This window comes from Pseudovibrio sp. Ad26 (assembly GCF_001623285.1).
Taxonomy (GTDB): domain Bacteria; phylum Pseudomonadota; class Alphaproteobacteria; order Rhizobiales; family Stappiaceae; genus Pseudovibrio; species Pseudovibrio ascidiaceicola.
Map to the genome: position 1 here is coordinate 1 of NZ_LMCE01000063.1, position 20,915 is coordinate 20,915.

18 protein-coding genes and 1 tRNA gene are annotated in these 20,915 nt (G+C 49.2%); 13 read left to right on the forward strand and 6 right to left on the reverse strand.

Annotated features, from left to right (window positions below; genetic code table 11):
* Positions 1 to 730: 730 nt before the first annotated feature.
* Together PsAD26_RS15400 and PsAD26_RS15405 are read right to left on the reverse strand one after the other, a co-directional pair.
* Positions 731 to 1,753, reverse strand: coding sequence for a prolyl oligopeptidase family serine peptidase (locus PsAD26_RS15400; RefSeq protein ID WP_063311162.1), 1,023 nt, complete (start codon positions 1,751 to 1,753; stop codon positions 731 to 733).
* A gap of 520 nt (positions 1,754 to 2,273) precedes the next feature.
* On the reverse strand, positions 2,274 to 3,233 hold the full coding sequence (locus PsAD26_RS15405; protein ID WP_063311302.1) for a DMT family transporter: 960 nt from the start codon (positions 3,231 to 3,233) through the stop codon (positions 2,274 to 2,276).
* Positions 3,234 to 3,298: 65 nt separating this feature from the next.
* Here PsAD26_RS15405 and PsAD26_RS15410 point away from each other — a divergent pair, with 65 nt between their 5' ends.
* The 7 genes from PsAD26_RS15410 to PsAD26_RS15440 all read left to right on the forward strand — a co-directional run bounded on the left by PsAD26_RS15410 (position 3,299) and on the right by PsAD26_RS15440 (position 8,844).
* Entirely contained in the window at positions 3,299 to 4,120 is an 822-nt protein-coding gene (locus PsAD26_RS15410) for a helix-turn-helix transcriptional regulator (RefSeq protein ID WP_084403693.1), read from the forward strand.
* A 446-nt stretch (positions 4,121 to 4,566) separates the two neighbouring features.
* Positions 4,567 to 4,845 carry a hypothetical protein gene (locus PsAD26_RS15415; RefSeq protein ID WP_063311163.1) on the forward strand — a complete coding sequence of 93 codons (279 nt, stop codon included), beginning with the start codon at positions 4,567 to 4,569 and terminating at the stop codon, positions 4,843 to 4,845.
* Entirely contained in the window at positions 4,845 to 5,354 is a 510-nt protein-coding gene (locus PsAD26_RS15420) for a hypothetical protein (protein ID WP_063311164.1), read from the forward strand. The genes PsAD26_RS15415 and PsAD26_RS15420 overlap by 1 nt, the downstream gene beginning before the upstream one ends.
* Before the next feature lie 106 nt (positions 5,355 to 5,460).
* On the forward strand, positions 5,461 to 5,685 hold the full coding sequence (locus tag PsAD26_RS15425; RefSeq protein ID WP_193757811.1) for a helix-turn-helix domain-containing protein: 225 nt from the start codon (positions 5,461 to 5,463) through the stop codon (positions 5,683 to 5,685).
* The gene (locus tag PsAD26_RS15430; RefSeq protein WP_063311165.1) at positions 5,682 to 5,999 is read left to right on the forward strand and encodes a hypothetical protein; all 318 of its coding nucleotides are present in this window, start codon (positions 5,682 to 5,684) and stop codon (positions 5,997 to 5,999) included. The genes PsAD26_RS15425 and PsAD26_RS15430 overlap by 4 nt, the downstream gene beginning before the upstream one ends.
* A complete protein-coding gene (locus PsAD26_RS15435; RefSeq protein WP_063311166.1) occupies positions 5,992 to 8,106 on the forward strand; it encodes a DUF6371 domain-containing protein in 2,115 nt (704 codons plus the stop codon). Before PsAD26_RS15430 ends, PsAD26_RS15435 begins: the two co-directional genes overlap by 8 nt.
* Before the next feature lie 471 nt (positions 8,107 to 8,577).
* Positions 8,578 to 8,844 carry a hypothetical protein gene (locus PsAD26_RS15440; RefSeq protein ID WP_063311167.1) on the forward strand — a complete coding sequence of 89 codons (267 nt, stop codon included), beginning with the start codon at positions 8,578 to 8,580 and terminating at the stop codon, positions 8,842 to 8,844.
* Between the two features lie 78 nt (positions 8,845 to 8,922).
* Here PsAD26_RS15440 and PsAD26_RS15445 read toward each other — a convergent pair whose 3' ends face one another.
* Entirely contained in the window at positions 8,923 to 9,969 is a 1,047-nt protein-coding gene (locus PsAD26_RS15445) for a hypothetical protein (RefSeq protein WP_063311168.1), read from the reverse strand.
* Positions 9,970 to 10,811: 842 nt separating this feature from the next.
* Positions 10,812 to 10,887, reverse strand: a tRNA-Lys gene (locus PsAD26_RS15450).
* Between the two features lie 596 nt (positions 10,888 to 11,483).
* Between PsAD26_RS15450 and PsAD26_RS15455 the strand changes: the two genes are divergently transcribed.
* From PsAD26_RS15455 to PsAD26_RS15480, 6 genes are read left to right on the forward strand one after another with little or no spacing between them, the layout of a single operon-like run.
* The gene (locus tag PsAD26_RS15455; protein ID WP_063311169.1) at positions 11,484 to 13,691 is read left to right on the forward strand and encodes a NosR/NirI family protein; all 2,208 of its coding nucleotides are present in this window, start codon (positions 11,484 to 11,486) and stop codon (positions 13,689 to 13,691) included.
* A 35-nt stretch (positions 13,692 to 13,726) separates the two neighbouring features.
* Positions 13,727 to 15,634 (forward strand): TAT-dependent nitrous-oxide reductase, encoded by a 1,908-nt coding sequence (gene nosZ, locus PsAD26_RS15460; RefSeq protein ID WP_057463908.1) that lies wholly within the window; start codon positions 13,727 to 13,729, stop codon positions 15,632 to 15,634.
* A 13-nt stretch (positions 15,635 to 15,647) separates the two neighbouring features.
* Positions 15,648 to 16,922 (forward strand): nitrous oxide reductase family maturation protein NosD, encoded by a 1,275-nt coding sequence (locus tag PsAD26_RS15465; protein WP_063311170.1) that lies wholly within the window; start codon positions 15,648 to 15,650, stop codon positions 16,920 to 16,922.
* Entirely contained in the window at positions 16,919 to 17,839 is a 921-nt protein-coding gene (locus tag PsAD26_RS15470; protein ID WP_063311171.1) for an ABC transporter ATP-binding protein, read from the forward strand. The genes PsAD26_RS15465 and PsAD26_RS15470 overlap by 4 nt, the downstream gene beginning before the upstream one ends.
* 4 nt (positions 17,840 to 17,843) lie before the next feature.
* Positions 17,844 to 18,674 (forward strand): ABC transporter permease subunit, encoded by an 831-nt coding sequence (locus PsAD26_RS15475; protein ID WP_063311172.1) that lies wholly within the window; start codon positions 17,844 to 17,846, stop codon positions 18,672 to 18,674.
* Entirely contained in the window at positions 18,671 to 19,198 is a 528-nt protein-coding gene (locus tag PsAD26_RS15480) for a nitrous oxide reductase accessory protein NosL (protein ID WP_063311173.1), read from the forward strand. The genes PsAD26_RS15475 and PsAD26_RS15480 overlap by 4 nt, the downstream gene beginning before the upstream one ends.
* A gap of 88 nt (positions 19,199 to 19,286) precedes the next feature.
* On the opposite strand, the gene PsAD26_RS15485 is transcribed toward PsAD26_RS15480, so the two are convergent.
* Together PsAD26_RS15485 and PsAD26_RS15490 are read right to left on the reverse strand one after the other, a co-directional pair.
* Positions 19,287 to 19,583 carry a hypothetical protein gene (locus tag PsAD26_RS15485; RefSeq protein WP_153041511.1) on the reverse strand — a complete coding sequence of 99 codons (297 nt, stop codon included), beginning with the start codon at positions 19,581 to 19,583 and terminating at the stop codon, positions 19,287 to 19,289.
* A 676-nt stretch (positions 19,584 to 20,259) separates the two neighbouring features.
* Entirely contained in the window at positions 20,260 to 20,679 is a 420-nt protein-coding gene (locus PsAD26_RS15490) for a helix-turn-helix transcriptional regulator (RefSeq protein ID WP_063311175.1), read from the reverse strand.
* Positions 20,680 to 20,915 lie beyond the last annotated feature (236 nt).

Below are 20,915 nucleotides of genomic sequence, written 5' to 3' on the forward strand. Positions count from 1 at the left end.
TAATAACATTTCACGGTGCGTTCTGTTTTTAGATGGTTACAATCGGATAACTACGCCACGTAGATAAGGAAACGTGGTAACAACATAATCAAGCAAGAGTTGTTGGTAGAGTGCTCAGCAAATTATCAGAATCTATACTGGCACATAACGCAGAGAATAGGTAACTTGGTGAACATGACAGTTTCTGAAGACTTAAGACATCTCCAAAATGCTTGCATTTGATTAAATGAGGCATATTCAGGATACGTGTAAAATAGTCCAGACTTGTGCCAGAGTAATGAAGCCTCAAATTTGATAAGCGCCTATTGATCCCATAGTGAACTCTCTATGTAGCGCGCTTGAACAACTGTTCTGCAGACAAAGTAGGCATTGCTACGGTGCCGAAAATTGGAAATGAGCATGGCTACTACGAGGTGTCTCGAGCCAACAACAGACATTCGAGCGTTTCTTTCTGAGGTTGAGGCAATTCTTTTAGAAGTTACTGCTGGCGTTTTCATGAATGCTTTTCGGTTGGACCTATGTGCTCACTTTTGCTGGATATGTCACTGGTCGTTGAGCCCTCTTTACCAATTGCCGCGGTTTGCACCAATATCGGATGTCTCAGCTTGGCGTTGGGCATGGAACGTTGAATCAAGTCGGTAATGCTACGCCAATTCAGTAGGATCAGTGTGCTGCATTGAAAGATAGCAAGGACATCTGTACCCCCACGCCAGATGCCCCATGGAGTGCCTCAGTTTAATTCAAAGTGATCCGCCAAGGCGTCGATAATGGTGTTAAGCACTTGAGTTCGATCCGTCCCCACCGGGTCGGTGCAGACAGGATCGTCTTGTTCTTCGATCAGAAGAGCTTCACCTGCGGGCTTACACAGTCCAAGTGCTGTAAAATGCGTAGCGGGTGCGATAGTCTTAACAGAAGCTTGCGGCACCAAAGCCTCAAAATTGCTGCCCATAGCGCTCGTGTCTGTCGCATTGAGCCTATAGGCTCCTTCGCCCAACCCTATAAGAAGAAGCGGAACCTTTACATCCTGCACATCCTGCGGCGCAAGATCCCAAGTTAGACCAGGATCAATAGCCGCGACGCCACTGATACGTGGATCCCTGTAGGATGCCTCATACCTGTCTTGATCAATTGCCGTGATGTCGACGCCTTCAGCTGTCAGTTCAGCGCAAAACTGTGACCCTGCACCCGCAGCTTTGCAATAGTCGAAAAACCCGTCCCGATTGCCTTGTACGCCTGCAAGTGAAAGGGCAGTCCATCCCCCGTAGGATAAGCCTGTGGCATAGATCCGTGTTTCGTCGATGATGGGTGCGAAAATCGGATCTTGTAAAACATAGTCCAATGCAGCGGACATTTCTTCGGCGCGGGTCCAATGATTGAATGCGGTGTCGAAGTCCAAATCAAAAGTTGTACTGCTTGGATGGTTTACTGCCACAACGATTGCCCCTTTGGAAGCCAACCCCGCGCTGAGCCACGCCATCCGAGCGTAATTGCCACCCCAGCCATGAGAGAGAAGAACGACCGGATGGCGTCCCGGTACCGGTTCGGCATCTTTGAACACAGATGTTCCATAAAATATCGCATTTTCAGCAAACATGGTCTGGTGCTGACCCACGGCAGGGAATATGACAGCCATTTGCATATCTTGGTCATGATGGGGAACCGCTATAGTCAGCTCGTCGAGGCCGACATCGTGTGCTGCGATTTCAGTGTCAGCAGAGAGGATCGAAGCGAGGGCAAGGACAGTAGTTTTCATGGAGTGCCTATCGGTGAAGTGGTTTGAATGTTGACACCTTCATTCAAACGCTGACAGGATTTTATTCGACCTGAATCAGGTTTAAGGTCACGCAGATCTGGATTTAGGTCCTATTAAGTAAGGAAAAGGACCTCGCCTGATGCCAGTTCTACCAATACCCATGATTATCGCTCTGCTGCTATTGGGCCTTCTTTTGCACTGTGCATTAACTCGCGGGACGCGCACAACCAGAAATAGCAAGAACATAAAACCGGCGAGGCCCTGTACTGAGGAGAATGTCGGAAAATAGTCAGCTGCTACGTGTCGGGAATGTCAAAAAGTTCGGGCCAATCACGACCCTTCAAACACTTCAATCAAGGATTGAACAGCTCTCTTGAAAGATGCCATGGATGCTTTAGTGAGATTGCTTGTTTGTTTTTCCGGCTCCTTAGCCGACCTTCATTAGTGCTTTGCTCTCAACAGGGTTGCCTACGCAGCAGCTGTGAACGGGGCTTGAGATAAACCACAATGATATGGGCTTTCATGTGGTGATTTCCTGATCCTTTTTGGGGGTATGGTTAGTGTGAAGGATTCGCTCGATCCAAGGGCTGGCACTGACAATAATAATGCCAATCAGTACACCCACGGCTCCGGTCAAAAACCCTGTCGTCAGAGCATCTCCCAAGAGAAAATAGCCCAGTATGACCCCGATCAGAGGGGTCAGGAAGGAAAAGACACCCAACTGCGAGGCCTTGTAGCGCGTCAGCATCCAGAACCAACACAAGAAACTTGCGAATGCAACAATCACGCTCTGGAAAGCAAGGTTCCAGAAAAGTGGCGCTGACGGGATGATCCCAGCCTGTCCGGTAAGCGCAGCGATCATAATCAGAACGACTGCGGTGATCGCAAGTTGATAGAACAGAACATGGGTGGCGGACAACTCACTGAGGCGGGTCGTCCGGATTAGAACGGTTGTCGCTCCCCAAAGAACTGCGGCCAATAGAGCCAATGTATCCCCTAAAAGCATCGAGGCAGCAGCTGGTGTGCCAGATTGATCGGGGCCCGGAGTGAGGAAGGCATAAGCAATGCCAATGACGGCCACCAGAATACCGCCCCATTGAAGGGCGGAAAGACGCTCGGTTGTGAGTTTCAGATGAAGGCCCAAAGCGGCGAACACTGGAGCTGTGTAAAGGAAAACAACCACGTGAGATGCAGTGCTATATTCAAGTGCTTTCCCTATAAGGAGGAACTCAAGGGCGAAAAGAAGTCCCGCCAGTCCTCCGAGCAATGCAGTTCGTCCCGATAAGAGGGGGCGCTTTTGCCGAAACGCGGTCAGAGTATATACACAAGCGGCAGCTAGCCCTGAGCGAATGCCGATCTGAAACACAGAAGAAGCATAAGATTCAGTCGCCTTGAGGCCAATTTGTTGCATGGCCCAGATTGTGCAAATAACGACCATCAAGCCGATAGCTGTGATATCAAGTGGCTTGCGTTGATCCAAAACCATTCTCCTTGTTGTGTTCAAGGACAATAGCTTTTGTCATTTGGTCAGTATATATAGATTAAATGACAGTTGCTGTAGAAAATCTGACAAACAGATCCGGAGAAGTCTCTCGCATACATGAGGTTCCGTTTCGTGAACACTTGCCACAGCCGCTTTATTTCCGGTCGGCGCAGATGCCAAAGAATGCGATTTACCCACGTCATAGCCACCCATGGGGTGAACTGGTTTATTCCTATAGTGGTGTAATGGAAATCAACCTCAGGGATGGCCACTTCCTTGCTCCGCCACAATATGCCGTATGGTTGCCACCAGACGTGGAACATCAGGGATTGAACAGGCAGGCTGCTGTGCATTGCTCTCTTTATGTTTCCCTTGATCTCTGCGGACCTCTCCCCCAGCGGACCACAGCTCTCGAGGTTAACCCGATGCTTCGTACCATGCTGGAGCATCTGAGAGAGAAGGAAGGTACGTGCCCGTCCAATCCTACGCATCTTCGGTTTCTGCAAGTCGTGGTTGATCAATTCGCAGAAGGACAGCAGGTCGGTTCTTTTCTGCCCTCGACGACAGACCCCATACTAGGGCAGGTGCTTCAGCATCTACAAGATAATCCGCATGACAATCGGTCATTAGCGGAACTTGCCCGGCTCCATGATACATCGGAGCGCACGCTGATCCGTAGGTGCAAGAGTGATCTCGGGATCCCCTTTGCAGAATGGAAGCAAAGGTTGCGCGTACTCAAGGCGATGCCAATGCTGGAAGCTGGAGATCCCGTGCAAAGCATCGCTGATCAACTGGGCTATGGTAGCGCCTCATCCTTCATCGCCATGTTCGGGCGGATGATCGGGAAAACACCTGACGGCTATCGCAAGTCACTTCTCAAATAGGCATTCCAGAAAGTACCATCTAATTTGAGTGCCCGTCGTCGAATGAGTACAGAGTGTTTCTGCTAGCGAGTAGCAACTTCTTCCAGTCGAGCGTATCAATTCCCGATAGAGAAACTTGAATGTCTGTCCCTGGCCCAAGCTAAGGCCTGAGTAAATTCCGCTTTAGGTTGACGTTTCACAGTAGCTTTGATTTCGCCATGAGCAGCCTAATGTCCGCTGTTGGTCACTGAGTGATTGCATATCGCAATAAGAGCTACTGCAGAAGGCTCTGGGTAAGCGCGTCTTAACTTATGATCGAACTAGCTGAAAGTCGGCTTTTGGCTCTGCTTTTCGAGAGCAGTATTCCTTTCGTTCTAATCGTTACTAAGCAATTTTTTTCAGCAATGTCACTCCCCAATACGCGCTAGTCTACAGTGGTGTCCGTGATTGTTGGGTTAGAGGATCTGATGGGGGATATTGTAAAGTGTGATTTGGCACTCGTCGAAGGACTTTTCTTCAAAGATGCTTTCGGCAGATTACTGTTTGATCGAGATGAGGTGAGTGATGCAATCTATCGCGCGAGCGAGATTGCATCAGTTTACGATTGGACACTCGAGGGCATCTGCTCTTATTTTCCCGATCTCACACCTAATTGTTGGTCTGTAACTGCTGACTTTCGAACTTTAACTCAACACCACACCACAAGAAAACAGTTCTTCCCGAGTGGCTGGATGATCATGGGTTGATGGAAATCCTTGAGAGCGGCAAGGTTCCCAGGAGAGCTGAGGAAAAGCTTGCAACTCAGCTGATATTTGAAACGTATTTGAGTCTGATATCTGCGCTACAGCGTGGTGAGCTTATCGTGAAAGGCCGTGACAGAGCCTTAGCGGGTGCCCATGTGGTTCCTGCCTCTTATTGGCACTCGGAGCTTTCGTATGTCTCATGGCGGAGAAATGAACTCTTGCGTATTGATGGTGATCAGCGGCAGGTGCTGGCCGAAGATTTGACGGTATTTGTAGCTCAAAGCAGTAAGACAAAACGCGGCTCAAAATCTGATAATAAAGCCCGTTTTGTTGAGGCTGAAGTTATCCGTTTTCTGGAGACACTCGAAGACCAGCCACGGGCAAAGAAGGCGCATGTAAGAAAGGAAGTATTGCAGCGTTTTCCGGGAGTAAGTGGGCGTCAGTTTGATCGCCTGTGGGGTGATTATGCGCCGCAGTCGTTTAAACAAGCAGGCCGTATTCCCTCAAAATAATCAAAGACATAAATTAAAACACCCGCACTGATTAATCGTGTCGCCTATTTTTGCGGGTGGAATCCAATCAGCATTTCCTCATCGCAAATGAGCGGAGATGATGGTTATGAGGACGGAACTTAACAGCGTTGAGAACGCTTTGATTACAGAGGCGGCAGCGGCGGATTATCTTGGAATTTCTATAAGGACCATACAGGCGTGGCGGGTGCGTGGTGGTGGGCCGAAATATGTGAAGCTGGGTAAGGCGGTACGCTATCGGCCTTCTGACATACAGGTATGGATTGAATCTCATTTGACCAGCTCCACGAGTGAAGTGGGGGCGAGGTCATGAGACGGCGACACAATCCCCGCATTGATTTCCAGCGCATAGCCAGAGCTGCTTTATTGCATGGTGATACGATCTGCAGGCAGTGGCTCCCAGGTGGGCGGCTTTGTGGCTGCGAGTATACCGTGAAGAACCCGCGCCGAGTGGATCGGCGGGCTGGTTCCTTCAAGGTCAATGTAGCTTCGGGCTTGTGGTGCGACTTTGCCACCGGTGAAGGCGGGCGGGATTTTATCAGCCTTGGGGCCTATTTGTTTTCGCTCTCGCAAAAGCAAGCTGCATGCAATCTGGCGGATAAGATTGGAGTGGATGCTTATGAGTGATCCGTTTGCGCCAATCAAAATAGGCCAAGCAACCAAATCCAATCGAACGCAGCCACAAAAAGCGATTGTGATACCGGTGCCAGATGAGGCACCGGAGCCACCTGCTTTTCATCCTAAGTTAGGGGTGCCGTCGCATCGATGGACATACCGAGATGCGAATAGTGAGATGCTCGGTTATGTCTGCCGTTTTGATATCGAAGGGGAGGGCAAGAGCTACCGTCCGCTGTGTTTGTTCCAAGTTGGAGAGCGGTTGAAATGGCGATGGGAGACGTGGCGGCAGCCGAGGCCGCTATATGGCTTGGAGCTTCTGGCAAAAGCTCCAGATGCGTTCGTTGTTATTGTTGAAGGCGAGAAAGCAGCAGATGCTACAAGGCAGTTGTTACTGAAACATGTTTGTATCAGCTCTCCCGGTGGCTCCAACGCAGCTAAGAAAGCAGATTGGTCTGTGCTTAAAGGGCGTGATGTTTTTATCTGGCCTGATGCGGATGCGGCTGGGAAGAAATATGCGGATGATGTTGCCGGTTGCCTTGAGAAAGTTGGGGCTGCATCTGTAACGGTTCTTGTGCCGCCGGGTGATGTTTCCAAAGGTTGGGATGCTGCTGACGCCTTAGCTGATGGGTGGTCATCAGAACAAGCTGAAGCCTTCGTATTGTCTTCTCAGGTAGAGGACGAGTCAGAACCCGAAGCTAAGCCGCGTGCACGTGGTGTGAGTTTGCTTTCGGTCGCGCAGGATCTGGAGCTTTGGCATTCTCCGCAAAAGGATGCCTTTGCCACTGTGCTGGTGAATGGTCACAATGAACATTGGCCGGTTGAGAGCCAAAATTTCAAGCGTTGGCTGGTGGGGCGATATTATGAAAAGACCGGGCTTGCACCTTCAACGCAGAACTTAGGTGATGCCTTGCGGGTATTTGAGGTACGGGCGTTGGAGCAGGGCGCTTGCCATGCGCCCTTTATGCGTACTGGCTGGCAGGATGGGGAAAGCTGGCTCGATCTGGCAGATGAGAGCTGGAGAGCAATCCGTATCACCCGTGACGGTTGGGAGGTGATCAGCAATCCTCCCGTCAAGTTCATCCGCAAGCAGACTATGTCTCCCTTACCTTTACCTGAAAAAGGGCATGGGATTGAGGAGATGCACCATCTTATCAATGCGGAGGAAGAGGACTGCAAGCTTATTCTTGGGTGGATGGTGGCGTCGTTGTGGGGGCGTAGCCGTAGCTATCCAGTTCTTGCACTTGGTGGAGAGCAAGGCAGCGGCAAGAGTACTATGGCGCGTCTGTTGCGGTCGATTACAGATCCCTGTGCGGTTTCTGCATCCTCACTTCCCAAGGATGAGCACGACCTTATGGTGATGGCGCAAAACGGGCATGTGCTTAATTTCGATAATGTCTCGAAAATGGAAGGCTGGTTGTCTGATGCTATTTGCCGGATGGCGACGGGGAGTGGATTTATCTCTCGCAAGCTACATACAGATGGTGATGCCTATTGGTTTCAAGGGGCGCGGCCTGTGCTGCTTAATGGCATTCCTGCGCTGACTGAGCGGGCTGATCTGGCAGAGCGGGCGCTTTCTGTTCGCCTCAAGCGTATTGATGAGGTGGGTCGTCAGCCGGAAGAGGTGTTCTGGCAAGAATGGGAGCAGCTCAAACCGCGTATGCTTGGCGCTTTGCTGGATGCGTTGAGTACAGCTATCCGCAACATTGAGAGTGTGCATCTGGAACGCCATCCACGTATGGCGGATTTTGCACGGTTGATGGTGGCTGCGTCTTCTGGTCTTGGCTGGGAAGAGGGCGAGTTTCTGGAAGCTTATGAGAGTAACCGGCGCGGCACGGCGGAGGCTGTGTTTGAAGGTGATCCGGTTGCGGTGGCTCTCCATGAGTTTCTCATGGTTCGGCTAAGTGGTGAGAGCTGGGTGGGGACGGCAACTGAGCTGCTGGCAGAACTCAATATGACTGCGAGTGACCAGATCAGAGTTTCACGCTTCTGGCCAGCAAAGGTAAATGCTTTTGGCAGTGCGGTAGATCGAGCGGCTCCACTGCTGAGGCAAAAGCGTATTCAGGTGCAGAAGAAGGCGACGGGTTCAAAGCGGTTGATTTATTTGGGTGTGATTTAGGCGTTTCCCCTTCAAAATATCATGGGTCCTTCCTGGGCTTTTCCTTGCCTACGGGTAGTTCGAGGCCACGGCGCAAGCGGTTATGTGGTTTTCGCGAGGGCTTGGTGTTGAGGTTCTTGTTGTTGTTCTCCCTTTACATCGTCTAGTTTGGCCCAGTTAATCCTATGGGTTTGTGGAGGAATTCAGTTTCCCTGCATTGACACCTTGTCTCATACATCGCATGGTCATCTTGAGGCGTCAGAACCTCATTTACGAGCGGTCACCGCAACCGTTAATTCGCGGCTTTTTTGTGTCTGGAGTTGGTTCTCCAAACGCAAACTCTCGCTTATGGGCGGGAGGGCGGTGAATACAATACCCTTTGCGGGGGAATAAACCCGCCTGCCTCGTACAGGTTCTGAACCTCCCGCTCGCCAGTGGGCCATCAGAAGCCTTCTGTTGAGTGGTGTTCTAACTACTTACGAGGGTTTTTAGATGACTGATACTGGTAAAGAGAAATGTGCCCATACGTCCCTTCGCAACGAAGTGGATCAGCTCCACCTCACAGCCAACCACCTCAAAAATCTAGTTTATTCTATGAGTGTGATTCTGAGTGAGCGCATGGAGCACACACAGGAATATGAAGCGCTGCTGACACTGTTTGATACTGTGCGCAATCAAGTCGAAAATGTCGAAACCAGCGCAAACGCAATCTCTGAGTTTGTAGAGATCTGCGCCCCGGAAGCGCCTGCTTCCAAATAAGCGGAATGAAGGGGCCAAGCGCCTCTGATGGAATGATATCTGGCCTGAGAAGCGGAGTGCTTCTCAGGTCTTTTTGTGTCAGATGCTTGGTCGATAACCCACAATTATGTTTTGCTCATTGACGCTCTCGACACGAACGCGCAGCCAGTTTTCTACATCTGACAAGGCCCACTCCACGATTTTGGGATCTACCCGTTCAGTTTTATCAAAACTTGGCAATTTTTCCCCTGTCTCTAGATCGGTGGCCTGAATTTTAATCTCTGGTCTTAATGCGACCAGTTTGTCAGTAATTTGTTGTAGAGTACTTCGTTTATCGACGTCGTCTGCAGGGAAGGTAGCTCTCAACCAAAGTGTCTGATGTAGGCATTCATTGTCATAGCCAGCGATTTTGATGCTTCGACCTACATTCTCAAGCCGCTTGTCTATGTAATGGGATCTTGCGAACGTTGGTGGTGGGTACTGAAATCCTATGCAAGATAAGTCTACTACAAGTGAGTTAGAATATAGATCTTCAAGCCAGACATTTTGGGAAACTTTCGCAAGCTTGGATGCGGATGGTTTGACACCAAATATGATTGTGGGATCACTAGTTTCAAACTCAGCGGCTGTATTTCGTAAAACAGCCCCAACTATTTGATGATCATTATTTCTGATAGTCTCAACGAAGTATGCTTCTTCTAAAATGTTGTGCGCAATGGTAGCTGCATGTTTTGCAGTTTCTACCGTGCATTCCATATAGAAATCATAAAAACTTGAGGCGCCGCTTAAGTCCAACCAGCCGTTCTTACGCATTTCAGGAAGGCTTGGCATTGGTGGTTGCATGCCATTTATGGTTATTCCTGCAATGGAGCATAGTTGACCCAGTGACATCGCGCCGTGAAGTTTTGGTCCCAATCCTGCTACAAGGATTTGGTATCCATTGTTTAGTGGGTCTCCACCTGGTTCATTGCTTATCTCAACCCACAGACAGCCACCCCGGTACCTGCAGTAGATATTGTAGCCTTCCTGCGTTTTTCCTTCAAACTGTGATGGAGCCCAACCGCCACCATTCAAGCTTATGCAGTCCAAGTTCAGAGGTGTTACTTTGGGTGGAGTATGAAATTGGTCAGGGTCGAAATCGGGCATGTTTTACCTGTCAGATCGGATCGTTGGCGCCAAATAGAACTGGAGTTGAAGCTTGCAACTCCATCTAATATCAAACGTCTCTGAACTCAGGCTGATATGTTTTGATCGGCCCGGCTTCTTGCGAGGTTTGAAAATGTCGAGGTTGTGCCTTTCATATCCTGATTGAATATCTCGCAAAGTAAGATTTGCGATCATAAATAAGGATGGTGTTGAGTTTGACGGCTACTGACAACTGCTTGCCAACTCTTGCCTCTCCAAAACTCTCAGAATGACTTGCTTCTGACAGCTAGTGACGGCATTCACAGCTTTTCCAGTATTAAGTTGAAAGGGATTTTGGAGGGGGTAGGAGGGGCGAAATCCTGCTTACAAAAATGCCCTTTTGCTTACAATATGCTGACAAAAGCCAGAAAAGCAAAAAGCCTCCCGGAGGAGGCTTTGAAATTCCCTTGATAAATCAAGGAGAAGAGTGGTGCCGGCAGAAGGGATCGAACCCGCGACCCCCTGATTACAAGAAGGCGACAAAAATGGGGTTTAATCTAACGATATCTAGGCTTGACAGGTGCTCGGCTTGGTAAGCTTGCCTTGAGGCTCTGACGACTTATGACAGCTCGTTTTCAATTCTGCAATCTGTCAACCCAAGTGACTTGCTCGTCTGCTGACAACTATGACGACATTCACAGCTTTTCCAGAGCTAAATTAGAGAAGATGTTGAGGGCATTGTGAGAGCAAAATCGGCTTCTGAAACACTCTCATTCGTTGACATAGTGCTGACACGAGGCCCAAATGCAAAAAGCTCCCGGGAAGGAGCTTTGCTAAACCTCTTTATATACCATGAGGTTAAATGGTGAGCCCGCACGGGTTCGAACCGTGGACCTACTGATTAAAAGTCAGTTGCTCTACCAGCTGAGCTACGGGCTCTTGGGCGGGACCGTTAGGTCGCTGCCTGTGAGGGGTCTTCTAAGGATTGCAGGGGCTTAGCGCAAGCGGTTTTTTCGATTTTCCACACGGAGCCGCAATCGCACTCCGGAACCTTCTGAAAGCAACACGCTTCAAATACCTTCCCCTTCAAGATAGTGGCAATCGACCTCGCCTAAATTCAATCAAGTATCAGTGAGCACAGAAACACCCGCCAACGCGTCGTCCTCATCTAAACTGACGAGCAATCCGATTTACGTACTAGGGCAAATTGTCTCGATTTCTCAGTAGAACTACAACCTAAACACCGTCGCGCTACGTATTTTCACGTCAAGGTAAGAGCTCGCGTGTCTTGCTGACATCAACGCTTATTTCAAATAATATCAACAAAAACAATTATATAGGCAAGTTAAATAGACGACTTTTCAGAGCACATAAGCACAAAATCAATCAAAAGTTGTGAAATATCTAAATACTGTGGAGAGGATCGTTTTGATCGATTAGTGGAGTTGGCTTTTTGATCTGCCGCAAAGAACTCACCTCCGAATAAGCGCACCTACTTAATGTATATTTTTCATGCGAGATAAGGTTTCTCGGAAATGCGAGCTCTCAGGTTGCGCACTGTCTTCCTTCTAATTTTTACGTTCTTTCTCAGTGCGTCGAACTACGCGATAGCTGCGTCGGACTCTTCAAACCGTGTTCTCGACTTTGCCAAAAAAGTTGAGGTCACTAAGTTCTTCCCTAAGGCCGACAGGTATGGTGCGCTGCGCGAGGACATCGCAGTGTTGCCAGCAATGGCTGGAGATGACGTTCTAGGTTGGGTCTTTCTGACCACCGATCTCGTCTCCACAACAGGGTATTCCGGCAAGCCTATTGATACGTTGGTTGGTATCAATCCTGAAGGCATGCTTACAAGCGTTCAATTGGTAAAGCACGCAGAACCAATCGTTCTGATCGGCATCCCTGATAGCGAGATCAAAAAGATCACTGAGAATTACGCTGGTCTCGATATCAAGAAAGAAGCAGAGCAGGGCGGGTCTGCTCACGAGCTGGATATTATATCCGGCGCGACCGTCACCATTATGGTGATTGATGATTCCGTCGTGAGAGCAAGCCTGAAAGTGGCGCGCACCCTCGGACTTGGTGGCCTGAAAGGCGCTGTTGCTGACACTGGTCCAAAATTTGTCGTCGATCCAGACAAAGCAGAGGTTTCTGACTGGATGACAATGACTGGTGATGGTTCTATCCGTCGTCTGACGCTCGATGTGGGCCAGGTCAACGCCGCATTTGTAGAGCAGGGCAATCCTAAAGCCATCAAACGTCCAGAGAAGGGGCCAGAAACCGACTCTTACGTTGATATGTTTATGGCGCTTGCTGACGTCCCAACTGTAGGTCGTACGATCCTGGGAGACGCAGAGTATGCCAATCTGAAAAATCGTCTGAAAGAAGGTGAGCACGCAATCGTGGTCCTCGGTCGTGGTCGTTATTCTTTCAAAGGCACAGGCTACGTACGTGGTGGCATCTTTGATCGTATTCAGCTGATCCAGGATGACATTTCAGTCCGCTTCAGAGACCGTCAACACAAACGTCTCGGCGTTGTGGCTGCAGATGATGCGCCAACGTTTAAAGAACTGGACATGTTCACCATTCCTGCAGACTCCGGTTTCGATCCAAGTAAACCATTCCGGCTGCAGCTTCTCGTACACCGTACAATTGGTGCGATTGAGAAAACCTTCCTGACATTTGATCTGGGCTATCAGTTGCCGCAGCAATACCTGAAGAAGGTAGAGGATGCACCAGTTGCCGCAGCAGATGCAGGAAAGGGAGAAGGCGCAGTTGCCGCTCCTGCAGAAGAAGGCCGCGTAGAGCTTTGGCAGCGCATTTGGAATGACCGTCAGGTTGATATCGCAATACTAGGCATTGCTCTTACAATCCTGACAGGCGTTTTCTTCTTCCAGATGCAGGTTGCCAAATCAGAGAAGTTTACCTTCTGGTTCCGTATTGGCTTCCTAACCTTCGTCTTGGTCTGGTTGGGCTGGATGGAAAACGCGCAGCTCTCTGTTGTAAACGTTCTGGCGCTCTTCTCAGCGCTGACGACAGAATTCAGCTGGACCGCGTTCCTGATGGATCCACTCGTGTTCCTGCTGTGGTTTGCTGTTGCAGCAGCACTCATCTTCTGGGGTCGTGGCGCATATTGCGGCTGGCTCTGCCCGTTTGGTGCACTTCAGGAGCTAACCAATCGGATCGCGAAGTTCTTCAAAGTTCCTCAAATCTCATTGCCTTGGGGTTTGCATGAACGCCTCTGGGCCGTGAAGTACATGATCTTCCTCGCTCTGTTTGGCTTGTCACTCTACTCCTTGGCAGTTGCTGAGCATTATGCAGAGGTTGAACCATTCAAGACCGCAATCATTTTGAAGTTCCAGCGCGGATGGCCGTTTGTCCTGTTCGCCGTGGCACTCTTGACCGCGGGTTTGTTTATCGAGCGGTTCTACTGCCGTTACCTCTGTCCACTTGGTGCAGCGCTCGCCATTCCAGCACGCCTACGCATGTTCGACTGGCTGAAGCGCTACAAAGAGTGCGGCAATCCATGCGCACGTTGCGAGAAGGACTGCATGGTTGGAGCGATCCACCCAGAGGGCAACATCAATCCAAACGAATGCCTGAACTGCCTGCACTGTCAGGTTCTGTATCAGAGCGACGACAAATGTCCGGTCTGCATTAAGAAGCTTGCCAAGCGCAAGAAATTCGAAGCGCAGACGGGTATTTCAAAGACGGAAAAGGGCACTTCCGTCAAACAACCGGCTTAGGCCAAATCTACTAGAAAGTATCAAGGGAGACTTTCATGACTGATAGAAAAGAGACAGGTCTGTCACGCCGCGCATTGCTCGGTGGTACTGCTAAAACAGCCGCTGTTGCGGGTCTGGGCGCAGTGGCAGTTGCTGGCGCTACTGGTGGCATCACTGCTGCACAGGCAGCTGAAGGTAACGACTTCCACGTTGCTCCGGGCGACCTGGACGAATACTACGGCTTCTGGTCTTCTGGACAGGCAGGCGAGCTGCGCATTCTGGGCATCCCATCCATGCGTGAACTGATGCGCGTTCCTGTGTTTAACCGTTGTTCCGCAACCGGTTGGGGCCAGACCAACGAATCCAAAAAAATTCTGACAGAAAACCTGCTGCCAGAAACCAAAGAGTTCCTTGCAGCTCATAATATGGACACATATGACAACGGTGACCTTCACCACCCACATATGTCCTTCACTGACGGCAAATATGACGGCCGCTACCTGTTCATGAACGATAAAGCAAATACTCGTGTTGCACGTATTCGTCTTGACGTGATGAAAGCAGACAAGATCATCGAAGTGCCAAACGCGCACGACATCCATGGTCTACGCCCTCAAAAATGGCCTCGTACAGGTTATGTCTTCGCAAACGGTGAGCACGAAGCTCCACTCGTAAACGATGGTAAAATCCTTGATAAGCCGGAAGAATATACCTGCATCTTTACCGCGATTGACGGCGATACCATGGAAGTGGCATGGCAGGTGATTGTATCCGGTAACCTTGATAACTGCGATGCGGACTATCAGGGTAAATATGCATTCTCAACCAGCTACAACTCAGAAATGGGTACCAATCTGGCCGAGATGACTGCGTCCGAAATGGACCACTGCGTTGTCTTCAACATCAAGCGCATTGAAGAAGGCGTCAAAAACGGCGACTACGAAATGCTGAATGGTGTGCCTGTTCTTGATGGCCGTAAAGGCTCCAAGTACACCGCATACGTTCCAGTGCCGAACAGCCCACACGGCTGTAACACTTGCCCAGACAAAAAACACGTTATGATCGCTGGTAAACTGTCTCCAACAGTTTCCGTTATCGACGTGGACAAGCTGGATGCAGTGTTTGACGGTGCAGATCCACGTTCCGCAGTTGTTGCAGAACCTGAGCTGGGTCTTGGCCCTCTCCACACAGCATTCGATAACCGCGGTTTCGCATACACCACACTGTTCCTCGACAGCCAGATGGTGAAGTGGGACATCGACAAAGCGATCCGTCAGTACGCTGGTGAAGATATCGACCCAATCCATTCCAAGATTGATGTCGCTTATCAACCAGGCCACAACCACACTTCCATGGGTGAAACTCTGGACGCGGACGGTAAGTGGCTTGTTTCCCTGAACAAGTTCTCCAAAGACCGCTTCTTGAACGTTGGTCCTTTGAAGCCTGAAAACGAGCAGCTGATCGATATTTCTGGCGACGAAATGAAGATCGTTCATGACGGCCCAACATTCGCTGAGCCACATGACGTCATCATCGTTCACCGTTCTCTCGTGAACCCAGCATCTGTTTGGGATCGTAACGACCCAACATTCGCTGATGCAGTTGCACAGGCAAAAGCAGACGGTGTTGATCTGGAAGAAGCAGAACACGTAATTCGCGATGGCAACAAAGTTCGCGTTTACATGCACTCTGCAGCTCCGACTTTCTCTCTTGAGAAATTCACCGTGAAGCAGGGCGATGAAGTCACCGTTTACGTCACCAACATTGATGACATTGACGATCTGACACATGGCTTCTGTATCTCCAACTACGGTGTAGCAATGGAAGTTGCTCCTCAAGCAACTGCTTCTGTGACCTTCATTGCTGAGCGTCCAGGTGTTCACTGGTTCTACTGCCAGTGGTTCTGTCACGCACTGCACATGGAAATGCGCGGCCGTATGTTCGTTGAGCCTCGCGACGCATAAGGGAGCAGCGGGCATGACAAGGTTGTTCTGGCAAACATTGCTGGGAGCGACGGCTTTGATTGGCGTGAGCGTTTCTGCTCACGCCGCTGAAATCCCTGTTCCTGCACAGCCTGATGCCTTAGCCCGCGCCTTAGAAAAGGCGCAGGACGGAGACGTTTTGCGCCTTTCTGCTGGAATTCATCAGGGACCGATCATCATTGATCGGTCTTTGGTGCTTAAAGGAGAGCCAGGCGCAGAGCTTAAAGGCAATGGCAAAGGCTCAGTAATAACTGTCGAAGCACCAGATGTGGTCGTCGATGGACTGGTCATTACCGGTTCAGGTCTTTCCAACCAAACAATCGATTCAGGCGTGAAGCTGACAAAAAAAGCAGATCGTGCCCGAATTACAGGCAATAAGTTCCTCAACAATCTGGTGGGTGTGGATGCGCACGGCCCAGATGATGCTTACGTTGCCGATAACCTGATTGAAGGACGTCGCGATCTGCGCCCCAACGAGCGCGGAAACGGCATATATGTCTGGAACTCACCACGACTTGTCGTGGAGTTCAACACCATCAAATATGGCCGTGACGGTATTTTCGTAAACACCAGTCCAAACGATACTCTGAGAAATAATTATTTCGAAAACACACGCTTTGCTGTGCATTATATGTATGGCAACAAAGGGACTATCTCCAACAACGTCTCAGTAGACAATCACATTGGCTACGCTCTTATGTTTTCCGACAAGCTCACCATCACAAACAACATCTCTGATGGGGACCGCGACCACGGCTTGATGCTGAACTATGCAAACAATGCCGTAATCACCGGAAATCATGTGAAAGCATCGCCTGAGAAATGTTTGTTTATGTACAACGCCAATAAAAACAAAGTCGACGGGAACACGTTTGAGCGTTGTGAGATTGGAGTTCATTTCACGGCAGGTTCCGCTAAAAACAAGTTTTCCAACAATGCTTTCATCGGAAATAAAACTCAGGTCAAATACGTGGGCACACGTCACCTTGAGTGGACCTATGAAGGTCGTGGAAACTTCTGGAGCGATCATTCAGCCTTTGACATGAACGGAGACGGAGTAGCCGACACCGCCTACCGGCCAAACGACATGGTCGATCAAATTCTCTGGACGCAACCCGCGGCAAAACTGCTTACCGGAAGTCCTGCGGTTCAACTCCTCAGTTGGACGCAGTCTCAGTTCCCGGCGCTTTTGCCAGGTGGAATCGTGGACACAAAACCACTGATGCATGCACCAGAGTTAGCAAAGCCGAAGGTAGGAGCAAGAAGATGAATAATACAGTTCTTCGAGCTGAAAACGTCCGCATGACCTTCGATGGACGGGATGTTGTAAAAGATCTTTCATTTGAACTGGGAAGCGCAGAGAGGGTTGCGCTCCTCGGACACAATGGGGCAGGAAAAACGACATTCTTTAAGATGTCACTTGGTTTTCTAACCCCAACGGATGGACGGATTGAAGTTTTGGGTGCAGAGCCCGGCAGTGACAAAGCACGTGCATCCACTGCGTTCCTGCCTGAATCTGTTGCCTTTCAAAGAACATTGACAGGTGTCGAAGTTCTCAAATACTACGCACGACTAAAAGGCGAAGATGCAAAGAAAGCCATTGGTTTGCTCGAACGGGTCGGCCTTGCAGAAGCAGGACGCCGCCGCGTTGGGACATACTCAAAAGGCATGCGTCAACGCTTGGGTCTGGCACAAGCATTGATCGGGACACCGAAACTTGTCCTACTTGATGAGCCAACAAGTGGCCTGGACCCCATTTCTCGGCAGAATTTCTATGATCTGGTGACTGAGATCTCAGGAAATGGAGCAACAGTATTGCTGTCGTCTCATGCCTTAACGGAAATGGAAGCACGTACTGATCGCATCTTGATCATGTCCAAAGGTAAATTGGTGGCAAACGATACGCTCGACCATTTGCGGACTGCAGCAAGATTACCGATCCGCCTCAAGGTGAAGTCGAAAGAAGAGCCGGCAGAGCAACTGGCAAACCGCTTGGGTGGTACTCCGGTCAATTGTCGCTCAGTAGAAATCATGTGCGCGCACGAAGACAAGATCGCAAGAATTGCTGCGGTCACCAGCCTTGGCGCAATGATCGAAGACATCGATATCCATCTGCCAACTCTGGATGATGTGTATAAGCACTTCTCTGAAAAAGCAGATCTCGAAGATAGTGCAGGGGAGGCATAAAGGTATGTTCCAACGTATCCTCACTGTAGCTCACCAAGAATTCCGGATCGGTTTACGAAATCGCTGGATCTTGCTTTCTGTTGTGATCCTGAGCGCGTTCTCCATGGCACTGGCCTTGCTCGGTTCAGCTCCTGCGGGCACGCTTGATGTAAGCCGCATGACTATCACTGTAGCTTCTCTGTCCAGCCTGTCAGTCTATCTTGTTCCGCTGATCGCACTGCTGCTCGCTTTTGATGCTGTTGCAGGTGAAATCGAACGCGGGACCTTGCTGCTGATCTTCTCTTCACCAATGACGCGAAGCGAGTTCCTAATTGGCAAGGCTGTCGGACATATCTGCGTTCTAATGCTGGCTCTCACACTCGGCTACGGGTCAACCGCATTGATGCTGGCAGCCACCGGTGGCGGTGACACCAGTGGTTTCATCGACTTTGCGCGGCTGATCGCAACCTCAGCCATCCTCGGCTTTGCATTCTTGTCCCTTGGATACATCGTTAGTGCACTCGTGCGCCAGGTGACAACAGCAGCTGCAATGGCAATCGGAATTTGGTTAGTACTGATTGTGCTTTACGATTTGGCACTGTTAGGAGCATTGGTCGCTGATAGCGAAGGCTTCTTTGCTTCCAGTGTGTTCCCATTCGCTCTGCTGGCAAATCCAGCGGATGCCTTTCGCTTGTTCAACCTTTCAGCACTTGATGCCAACGCCATGGTCGGCGGTATGGCAGGTGTCGCTGAAAGCCTTCCATTCCCGCCAGTCGTTGCTCTTGCATCCATCTTTGTGTTTGCAGGTACTGCAATGTCTGGTGCAATCCTGCTGCTTAAGAGGGTTTCCCCATGATGAAGAAACTATTTGCAGTCGTTGGTGTCACTTTGCTTCTGGCAGCGTGTCAGGAGAAAGAAGAAGTCATCAAACCGGTCGCCATGGAACTCAATGTCGAAGCTGCGGGTTTCTACTGCCAGATGACTGTCTTGGATCACGAAGGACCAAAAGCTCAGATTCACTTGGCAGGTAGCCCATTTCCGCTGTGGTTCTCGCAGGTACGCGATGCAGTAGCCTTCACACGTTTGCCTGAAGAGTCCAAAGATTACGTTGCGATTTACGTGAACGATATGGACAATGCAGTCAGCTGGGAGCAACCAGGCAACAACAACTGGGTTGATGCCGATGCAGCATACTTCGTTATAGAAAGCACACAGAACGGAGGCATGGGGGCACCAGAGGCAATTCCATTTGGCACACAAGCAGGTGCTGAGAAGTTTTCCTCTGGAAACGGCGGTAAGGTTGTGAAGCTGACAGAAATTCCTGATGAGTACGTGCTCAAACCAGTTGAATTCGAACTCAGTGATGCGTCAAGCAACTAGCCCAGACTATAAAATCAAAAAATACAAAACGCTCCAGAAATGGAGCGTTTTTTGCGTCGAAACCAGTTTCACTGAATGGCAAGTTGCTTCAGTACTTGCAACGCTGCGGATAGCCAACCCTCAGATCCGGATCTCCAACCACAATCAGCTCATCAGGATCACACGTCACACTTTCCGTTGGAGAGCTATCAAAAGGTCTGAACTTGAGTGCACGATGCCCGCAAATGAGTGTAGTTTCACCACAAATAAACCCGACTTCTTCAGTGCTTCTATGCTTAACAATAGAACCAAGTTCAGGCTCACCAAAAGACATATCCGCAGTCAGCAAGTTCAAAAAATCAACTTCAGGAGTCCCATCCGCAGCATGCTTACTCGCCGTTTTCAAGAGATCCTCAAAAATATCATGCCGCGCAGTCGAATGTTGACTATCTACTTCGTTTGAATGTTTAGCGCGATTTAAGTCGATGGGCATAAGAGTTCTTTCAACTAGAGAACTAAAAGCAAATGTAAAAATACCAATTCAGACGAACAATCTGATTATGTCCAATCCTTATGCGCCTTTCACATAATCAGGAAAGGAGCACAAATTAGAGTTGAATTGGATAATAAATCCATATCGTAGATTTCAACAGCTGGAAAGGTAAATAAACTCAAGTTTTAAATAACCTGAGCAATGCACATTAAAAGTCGAAAAACAGAGGCACGACAAAAAAGCAATTTAACCTTTAAGATACAACACCTTAATTAAATAATACATGAGATCGAAAAGACACATTCATGACGTATGCACAATTATTAAGTCAAATTCACTAGGTCAAAAATTGGAGAGAATAACTTCATATCGGCAGATAGAAATTAGGTAATTTCCCCCAACAATAACTATGAAGCACTCACATTCACTGAGAAGATTAAACTGAAGGAAGTGAACTCGAAACGACATTGTCGACAAGAGATTGACACGATATTCAATTTAGAGCGTGATATAACAAGTTGTTTGGAAAAAGACTTTGAATTTCTAACAACAGCGCCAAAGTGTCGGCAAGGCCGCAAGTAAATGCGTCTTATTGCTCATTTCGTTTCAGCATCTCGTGATAAATACGAGCAAACATCATGGAAACGAAATTCATAGGTCCTTTGCTACCCGAGCCATACACCTGTGCTTCGATTTCTAATGCCTGGGTCCACGCCTGATCGATTAAATCCAGATCAGTCTGATTCACTTGCCCTTCCATCTCACTTAGAATCTCAGTGTCTTCTATAAAGTCGACATCATTAACACCGTGAATTCCGAAACGAAGAAACTGTTCGTTGACACCGAGTGCTAGTGCCAACTTACCCAGAGTATCACCACGCGGATTATCTATTAAACCTTTTTCGATCTTATAAAGATTGTCATAACCAACGTTTGCACGTCGAGCTAAATCTTTGACCGTCAGATCATTCTGTTTTCTTAGTTTTTGAAGCCGCTGTTGCCAAGTCATGGTTGCTCTGCAGTCGCTAAAAACATAGTCCCGTGGAGAGGTATTACAGTTAGTGCAATTAATCTATGACTAGATTGGTCGCAAATAAATAAGCAAATGAGATATCCGCAAGAAATAGGGGAGCTGCCTACTGCATTGTCTTTAGCCAATCTCCCTCCTCTTTAAAATTGCTGAAACAGCACTCCCACCAAGATTTTAGGTTGTAGTTTTAGTTTCAGCAAAAAGTGACTTGTGCA